The organism is Pseudomonas sp. 22490, from assembly GCF_052044465.1.
Classification (GTDB): Bacteria; Pseudomonadota; Gammaproteobacteria; order Pseudomonadales; family Pseudomonadaceae; genus Pseudomonas; species Pseudomonas aeruginosa.
In genome coordinates this window covers 154138-163003 of record NZ_JBQENS010000011.1, presented here as the reverse complement: position 1 = coordinate 163003, position 8866 = coordinate 154138, and the positions used below count along the sequence as shown (strand labels likewise).

Annotated in this window: 2 protein-coding genes and 1 pseudogene; all 3 read right to left on the bottom strand. The window is 69.7% G+C overall.

All coding sequences use genetic code 11. From position 1 onward, the window contains the following. A pseudogene (locus ACTJJX_RS14790) lies at positions 1 to 187 on the bottom strand (condensation domain-containing protein); the annotation flags it as partial. Next, positions 184 to 1350, bottom strand: coding sequence for an FAD-dependent oxidoreductase (locus ACTJJX_RS14785; RefSeq protein ID WP_003091709.1), 1167 nt, complete (start codon positions 1348 to 1350; stop codon positions 184 to 186). The pseudogene ACTJJX_RS14790 and the gene ACTJJX_RS14785, both read right to left, overlap by 4 nt. Further along, entirely contained in the window at positions 1347 to 8405 is a 7059-nt protein-coding gene (locus tag ACTJJX_RS14780) for an amino acid adenylation domain-containing protein (protein WP_016852610.1), read from the bottom strand. Before ACTJJX_RS14780 ends, ACTJJX_RS14785 begins: the two co-directional genes overlap by 4 nt. Positions 8406 to 8866: the final 461 nt, after the last annotated feature.

The window sequence follows — 8866 nt, the reverse complement described above, 5'->3', positions numbered from 1 at the left end:
CGGGTCGTACACGTGCAGCAGGCTGACCCGCGCATCGTGCTGGCGGGCCAACTGGGCGGCGCAGGTCGTCGATGGACAACCGGCCATGGACCCGCACCCGGGAAATCACGTTCAGCGCGGAGAACTGGTCGCTGAGCCAGTACCAGCGTTCCACCGCGGACAGCGGGCGTCGTATCTCGGCCATCATTCGACTCCTGGGAAGGTCAGTGCCAGTTCGTTCTGCCGGGCGAAGGTTCGCTCCGGAGCGAAGCGGAAGTAGAGATCGCGGGCGACGGTGCGCAGCGGATGCTCCAACTGCTCGATGCGGCTCAGCGCCCGCGAGGTCTCGACCATCGCCCTGGCGCGGTCGCGACGGCGGTTCTCGTAGGCGCGCAGGGCGGCTTGCGGGTCGTCGATGGTGGCCAGGCAGTGGGCCAGCACCGCGGCGTCTTCGATGGCGATGGCGGCGCCCTGGCCAAGGCTGGTCAGCATCGGGTGCGCGGCATCGCCGAGCAGGGTCACCGGGCCGTCGCCCCAGCGCTCCAGGAACGGTCGGTCCTGGGCCGGCAGGCTGCTGATGTCGGCCTCCGGGGTCGCCTCGATGACCGCCTGCACTTCGTCGGCCCAGCCGGCGTAGAGGCGCTGGATGCCCGCCTTGCCGCCGCGCCAGTCCTTCGCCTGTTCGGCCGGCATGTTGCGGGTGCCCCACCAATAGACGTTGCCTTCGCCGATGTCGGCGAGACCGAAGCGCTGCCCACGGCCCCAGTAATGGGCGACGTAGCCCGGCGTCACCTTCGGATGGCGGAACGCCGGCGTGGCGCGCCAGATCACGTAGTGCCAGTCGGTGGGACGCTCCGGGCCGGTCATGGTGGCGCGGATCGCCGAGTTGAAGCCGTCGGCGCCGATCAGCACGTCGGCGTGCACTTCGCGGCCGTCGCTGCAGAGCACGGTGACGCCTTCGCCGTCGGCGTGGCGCAGGTAGCCGGTGGCGCTCACGCCCAGTTCGATGCGGCAGTCGCGGGCCTGTTCCAGCAGCGCCTGCTGCAGGCTCGCGCGGTGGATCGCCAGGCTCGGCTGGCCGAGCTGACGGGCCAGGCCGCCGAAGTCGATGGCGCGGATCGGTCGCCCGCGCCGGGTGAGGAACCGCAGCGAGTCGAAGGCCTGGGCGCGGGTAAGGTCAGGGCGCACGCCGACCCTCTCCAGGGCGGTCAGCGCGTTGGGCATCAGTGACAGCGCCGAGCCGACCGCGCGCAGCTCCCTGGCCCGCTCGTAGAGTTCGACCTCGAAGCCGGCGGCTTTCAGGCAGGCGGCCGCGGCGAGCCCGCCGATGCCGGCGCCGGCGATGACGATCTTCAGGGGATGTCTGCTCATGGGCGGGTCCGTTCGCTGGAGGTGGAGGGTTCGAGCAACGCGGCGATCTCTGCCGCGACCGTCTCGACATAGGGTTCTTTCATCAGCACCAGGTGGTCGCCGGGTACGTCGATCACATCGAGGCGGCCGCTGGTCCAGTGCTGCCAGCCGTTCTTCGGGTCGCCGTAGTGGGTGCCGGCGGCGTCGTGCATCGGCTTCAGCGCCAGCGGCAGCGGGCCGTCCGCGCGCAGCAGGGTCATGTCCTGGTCGCTGACTTCCGGGCGATAGCCGATGAGTGCCTGCCAGCTCGCCCGGAACAGCTCGTAGAGCCGCTGCACGGTGGCGCGCGGGGTGCCGGCGGGAAGTACGCCGGCCTCGATGGCGCGTTCGACGATGTGGTCGAGCTTCTGCTCCAGGCTCGCGCCTTCAGGCAGCGGCTCGACCTCCTCGTCGCTGCGCTCGAACCAGACCAGCTCCCAGTAGAAGAACAGCAGCAGGGCTTCGTCGCTGGCGCTGCCGGCGTGGTTGCGGTCGACGGTGATGGAGTCGAGCACGATCAGTTGGGCGACCGCCTGCGGGTCGAGCGCGCGCAGTTGCCGGGCCATCTCGTAGGCGACGAAGCCGCCGAACGACCAGCCGCCGAGGTAATAGGGGCCTTCCGGCTGCACCCGGCGGATCGCCGCGAGGTAACTGGCGGCGATGTCCTCGAGGACCGCCAGCGGCGTACTGCCCTGGCCGGTGCCGGCCGCCTGCAGGGCATATACCGGCTGGTCCGGCGGCAGTGCGCGGACCAGCGGCAGGTAGCAGAGTACGTGGCCGCCGAGCGGGTGGACGAGGAACAGCGGCGGGCGGCTGCCGCCGGCACGGATCGGTACCAGCGGGTCGAAGGCGCGCACCGCCGAGCGTTCCCGCAGGCGTTCGGCGAGGCCCTCCACGGTCGGCGTCTCGATCAGCGCGGCCATCGGCAGGTCGACGCCATAGCGCTTCTCGATCAGCAGCATGAAGCGCATCGCGCTGAGCGAGGTGCCGCCGAGGTCGAAGAAGCTGTCGCGGATGCCTACCCGGGGACGATCCAGCAACTCGCCGAGGAGTCCGGCCAGGGTGCGCTCGTAGTCGTCGCGCGGGGCCAGGTACTCGATGTTCGTCCCGTGCTCCAGCGGCAGTGCGCGCAGGGCGGCGTCGTCGCGCTTGCCGCTGGGGGTGAGGGCGAAGCCGTCGACCCAGGCGAAGTGTGCCGGCACCATGTGTTCCGGCAGTTCGCTGCGCAGCGCCTGCTTCAGTTCGGCGAGATCCACCGCCTCGGGCTCGCCGAGCAGGAAGGCAGCGAGGAATGCATCGTTGCCCTGGCGCTCGCGAGCCACCACCGCCGCGCCGCGCAGGCCCGGCTGGCGCTCGGCCTGGCGCATGATCGCCAGCTCGACCTCGGCCGGCTCGATGCGGAAGCCGCGGACCTTGACCTGGGTATCGGCGCGGCCGAGCCAGACGATCTCGCCGTTGCCGAGGATGCGCCCGAGGTCGCCGGTGCGGTAGAGCCTGGCGCCGGGGCGCCAGGGATGTTCGACGAAGCGCTCGGCGGTGAGTTCGGGGGCGCGGTGGTAGCCGCGCGCGAGGCAGTCGCCGCCGAAGTACAGCTCGCCGGTAACGCCGACCGGTACCGGGCGCAGCGCGGCGTCGAGCACCTGCACCTCGACCCCGTCCAGCGGCCGGCCGATCGGCGGCAGGTCCGGGTAGTGCGCCGGATCGCCGCTCAGCGAGTGGTAGGTGACCTGGTGCGTCTCGGTGGGACCGTACTGGTTCTCCAGCAGCAGCCCGGGCATCGCCGCGCAGAACGCGCGGACGTCTTCGGTGATGCGCAACTGCTCGCCGGAGGACACCACCACGCGCAGGGAGCCGGGGCGCACGCCCAGGGTGTTGGAGGCCTCGGCGAGGCGTTGCAGGGCGACGAAGGGCAACAGCACGCGCTGGACCTGGCGGCGTTCGAGGACATGCAGCAGCGCGGAGGGGTCCATCCGCTCGCGGTTGGAGATGAGTTGCAGCTCGCCGCCGCCGCACAGCGTGGAGAAGATCTCCTGGAAGGCCATGTCGAAGCTCAGCGGCGCGAACTGCAGGGTGCGCAGCCCCGGTACGCCGCTGGCGACGCGCAATTGCCACTGGGTGTAGTTGGCCCACATCCGGTGGCTAAGCTCGACGCCCTTCGGCCGCCCGGTGGAACCGGAGGTGAACAGCAGCATGGCCAGCTCGTCGAGCTGCGGCGCGGCGAAGGTCTCGGGCTCGATGTCGGCGACCAGTTCCTCTACCGGCAGCACCCGTTCCGCCGCGGCGACATGGGCGTGCTCGGGATGCGCGACCACCCGGAACGGCTGTGCGGTCTCCAGGATCAGCGCCAGGCGCTGCGCGGGATAGCTGACGTCCAGCGGCACGCAGACCAGGCCGGCGCGCAGGATGCCCCAGATCGTCGCGATCATCTCCGGCGAACGGTTCAGCGCCACTCCGATCGCATCGCCGCGGCGCGCGCCGGCGCGGACCAGGCGGGTGGCCACGCAGCGCGCCACATGGTCGAGGTCGCGATAGGTCCAGCGTTGCTCCTCGAAGGCCAGCGCGGCGCTGCCCGGCAGCGCCTCGACCTGGCGTTCGAACAGGCTGACGACGTCGACCAGCGGCTCGGGCTGGGAAGCGGCGTCGCGGCGAGGGGCGAGGAAGGCGAAGTCGGCGGCTTCGTCGGGATGCTCGGCGAGGCGCCACAGGAGCTCGACGAAGGTCGCGCCGATCAGCGCGGCCTGGCTGCGGCTGATACCGCGGCCGTCGCTGTCGATGCGCAGGTACATGCCGTCGCTGGGCGTGGCGATCACGTTGACCAGCAGGGCGAAGTTGGTTTCTTCCCAGACGCGGAAGTCGCGCAGTTGCCACAGCGGTTCGAGGACATGCAGGTTGACGTAGTTGAAGGCGCTGCTCAGTTCGTCGCCGACGATCTGCTGGATGGCGCTGAGCGGATAGCGGCGATGGGCGTGTCCGTCGCGCTCCTGGCGGAACAGCGCATCGGCTACCTCGATCCAGCTATGCCCGGCAATCTCCGAGCGGACCGGCACGGTATTCAGGAACAGGCCGACCATGCGGTCGGCGTCGGGCAGTTCGGGGCGGCCGTTGCTGATCGCGCCGGTGACCACGCTGTCGCTGCGGGAGAACAGATGCAGGGTCAGGCAATGGGCGGCGAGCAGCAGCGATTTCAACGGTAGTCCGCGTTGCGCCGCAGTGGCCTTGAGTCGTTCGAGCAGCCCGTCCGGCAGCGCTTCGCGATGGCTGGCCGGACCTTGCGCGGCTTGCGGCTCGTGGGCGCCGAAGCCGTCGAGGCGGGTCATCCTCGCGCCCTCCAGCAGCCCGGTCCAGTACCCCACGGCGGCCGGCGAAGCCAGCGCGGCCAGCTCCTCGCGGACATGGCAGGCCAGCGCCGGCGCGGGGCCCGGCAGCGGCTCGCCACGGTAGGCGGCGACCAGCGCGACGATCAGGTTGGCCACGCTCCAGCCGTCGAGGATCGCATGGTGGAAGCTGAACACCAGGTCCAGGCCGTCCTCGCGGACGAACGCGGCGAACAGGAACAGCCCGGGCTGTTGCAGCGAATAGCGATGGAAGCGGCGTTGGCGGATGTGCTCGTCGAGCACCGTCCCGGCCTCCGGGTTGCCGCGCAGGTCCAGGATCAGCGGTTCGCTGCGCGCCTGGGTATGCACCAGTTGCAGCGGTTCGGATGCACCGCTGAGGTCGAACGACGAACGCAGCGCGGGATAGGCGGCGACCACCCGGTCCAGCGCGTGGCGGAACGCGGCTTCGTCCCAGGCCAGGTCGAAGCGGTAGTGGAACACGTCGTGGTAGACCGACGAGTCGGGGCGCTGGCGGCTATGGAAGAGCAGGCCGAGACTCAGCCGGCTGGTCGGGAAGGCGTCCTCCAGCCCTTCCAGGCGCGGCTTGTCGACTTCGGAAACCAGTTCGAAGGGCTGGTAGCTTCGCTCCGCGAGCGGACGCACCAGGCGCTCGGCGAGGCCCGCCACCGTCGGGTTGCGCATCAGGTCGGCGAGTTCGAAGCCCAGGCCGCGCCGCTGTGCGGCGGCGCGGATGCGCAGCATCAGGATCGAGTCGCCGCCGAGGGCGTAGAAGTCGTCGTGCACGCCGACCTCCGCCACGCCGAGGACATCGGCCCACACCGCCGCCAGTTCGGCCTCGGTCGCCGTGCGCGGCGCAACCGCCGCCACCTGTTCCGGCGGTGCCGGCAGTTGCCGGCGGTCGAGCTTGCCGTTGGCGCTGAGCGGGAGGCTGTCGATGCGCACGAAGAAGGCTGGCAGCATGAAGTCCGGCAGCGTCGCCGAAAGTCCGGCGCGCAATTGACCGGGGTCGAGTTCCGCCGCAGCCACGTAGTAGCCGACCAGGTGCGTGCCGCGTACCGCCGAATCGCGTGCCACGACCGCGGCGTCGCGTACGCCGGGAAGCGCGGCGAGGCGGTCGCGTACTTCGTCGGGTTCGACCCGGTTGCCGCGGATCTTCACCTGGTCGTCGGCGCGGCCGAGGTATTCGAGGTTGCCGTCGGCCAGCCAGCGGGCCAGGTCGCCGGTACGGTAGAGACGGCCGCCGGCGACGAAGGGGTCGGCGAGGAAGCGCTCGGCGTTCAGCTCCGGCCGGTTCAGGTAGCCGCGGGCGACGCCGACGCCTCCTATATATAGCTCGCCGACGGCGCCGAGGGGCTGCGGCCTGAGTGCGCGGTCGAGGACGTACAGGCGCAGGTTGTCGATCGGCCGGCCGATCGGGACCCGCGTGGGGTTGTCGCTGGCGCATTCATGGTCGGACACGTCGACGGTGGCCTCGGTCGGTCCGTACAGGTTGACCAGTCGCACGGCGTCGCCGAACAGCCGGCGGAAGCGCGTGACCTGCAACGGCGCGAGGGCTTCGCCGCTGCAGAACACCAGGCGCAGCGAGCTTGCCGCCGCGCGGGCGGTCGGGTCGCCGTCGAGCAGGTCGAGGAACGGCGTCAGCATCGACGGTACGAAGTGGATGACCGTGACCGCGTCGCGCTGGATGCTCCGCAGCATTTCCCGCGGGTCCTTCTCGGCGCCGGGCGGCAACAGCGACAGGCGGGCGCCGGTGAAGCTCCACCAGAACAGCTCCCAGACGGATACGTCGAACGTCACCGGAGTCTTTTGCAGAAGCACGTCGCGTTCGCCGATCGGATAACGACGCTGCATCCAGTTCAGGCGGTTGACCACCGAGCGGTGCTCGACCATGACGCCCTTGGGCATGCCGGTCGAACCGGAGGTATAGATGACATAGGCCAAGTCGCCGGGCGCCACGTTGGCCGCCGGCAGGTCGCCGGTGCTCTGCGGCAGGCGTTCGAGGTGCAGCACGCGCGTCTCGCCGAGGCTCTCGCCGAGTGTCGCTGCGCGCTCGTCCACCAGCACCACGCGGGCACCGCAGTCTTCCAACAGCAGGCGGACGCGCTCCAGGGGATGGTCGGGATTGATCGGCACATAGGCGCCGCCGGCGCGCTGCACGCCAAGGATCGCCGGCAGCAGGTGGGGACCGCGGGCGACCAGTAGCGCTACCCGCTCGTCGGTCCTCACACCCGCTGCGCGCAGGGCGTCGGCCACGGCCTGGACCTTGGCGTCCAGCTCGGCATAGCTGAGCGTGCCGCCGTCGGCTTCCAGCAGCGCGGTGCGTTGCGGGGTGCGCGCCACCTGCTCGGCGAACAGCGTGGGCAGGGTAGCCTGCTCGGGGAATGCCTGGTCGGTGGCGTTGCGGGTGTGGATCAGTTCCTCGCGCTCGGCGGCCGACAGCGGATCGAGTTCGCCGAGGCGGCGCTCGCCGCCCTCCACCAGGGCGCGCAGGAAGGTTTCGATATGCCGCGCCGCGGCGTCCATGGGGAAGTCGGCGTCGAACACATCGCAGGCGTATTCGAAATCCACCTGCGCGTCGCTGTGCCCGTCGAACTCGGAGACCCAGATGGCCAGCGCGTCCGGGTCATGGGCGTGGGTTTGCGCCACGGTCTCGACGCTGGCGCTCGGGATCGCCTGGGCGGCGGGCCAGCGCATGTAGGAAAGGGTGGTGTCGAACAGTGGCGAGGCGCCGCGCAACAGGTCGCCGAGGGGCATCTTCTGGTGGCGCAGCAGCGTCCGGGTCGCCTCGCGCAACTGCGCCAGGAATTCGTCGACGGTCTGTTCCGGCGCGGTGCGGATGCGTAGCGGCAGGGTATTGGCGAAGTGCCCGACCACTTGCTTGGCCGCGCGGTCGGCGCGGTTCAGCACCGGTACGCCGAGGACCACGTCGTCGTTCTGGTGGATCCGCGCCAGGTACAGCGCCACGGCGGCGGAGAGGAACAGGAAGGGCGATTCGCCACGATCGCGGATCGCATCGAGCAGTGTGCGTTCCAGCGTCAGCCTGTGGCGCGCGGTGCGGCGCAGCCCGGCCGGGCGCCTGCGGGTGAAGAGGGCCGGCTCCAGGCCCTCCAGGGCCTCGGCGAAATAGGCGCGGTCGCCGCGGTACTGTTCCGAACCGGAGTAGTCGTCGGTCTCGAGCTGCGCCAGGAGGGAAGCCGTCGGCATCTGCGCCTGTGGCTCGCCTAGCTCGCCCAGGTAGCCGGCGCGCACCCGGCTGAGGAATAGCTGCAGGCCCCAGGCGTCGCTGACGATATGGTGGGTGCGCACGTAGACGTAGAGCGCCTGGTCGCTATGCAGCAGGGCCAGGTCCACCAGGCTGCGGCCGTCCAGCGGGTAGGCGTGGCGGAAGGCGTCGCGCAGCCAGGATCGCACGGCGGCCTCGGGGTCGCGGTCGGCGCGCAGGTCGACGTGGCGCGCCTCGAACTCGGCATCCGTGTCCAGCCACTGGTACGGCGTACCGTCCGTCTCGCCGAGGCGCAGGCGGAACGCCTCGGTGTCTCGCGCCGCCTGCAGCAGCGCCCGTTCCAGGGCCTGGGTATCGACCTCGCCGGTGAAGCGGTCGTAGCTGAAGATGGTGTACTGGTCGAGTTCCGGAAACTGCGCGGCGGCGACCCAGATGTCCCGTTGGTAGGGCGATAGCGGCAAGCGAGCGAAACGAACCATCCCTGCGTCCTCTTCAACAATCCATCGATTCGGCGAACACGGGCACCGCACGCCTCGCCGGACAGGTTCCACCCGTCGACGTTTCAGCGCGCCGTAGCCAGCGTGGTTGGCAGGGAAGCGGCGGCACCCGAAGCAAGAGCGGGGTGTACTATTACTTTTGGCAGGCTCGAAGAAATAGCTGTTAATTCTTGCAGGGTAATCGCGTTGTTAACTGTTAATTCTGGTAGGTATTTACGAGGCAACTTACAAATCTGTTAGTTTCCGGGAAACGTGCGTCGCGGCCCTGCATGGCTATGCTTCACGAGATTACCTTCGCCGGTCTTTTCGAAGTTGAAGCAAGCCTTTCGAAAGTGTCTGGCTGATGCATAATGGGCCGCTCGGAAGAGGCGCGTTAACGGATATATATCCGCGCCCTGGCGAACAACGAACGCATGCCCTGAAAGGTTTGCCGGATGGATTAC

Bases quoted from the DNA above. Each gene is read 5' to 3' on its own strand.
- ACTJJX_RS14785 (WP_003091709.1), bottom strand. From the start codon at position 1,350: ATGAGCAGACATCCCCTGAAGATCGTCATCGCCGGCGCCGGCATCGGC.
- ACTJJX_RS14780 (WP_016852610.1), bottom strand. From the start codon at position 8,405: ATGGTTCGTTTCGCTCGCTTGCCGCTATCGCCCTACCAACGGGACATC.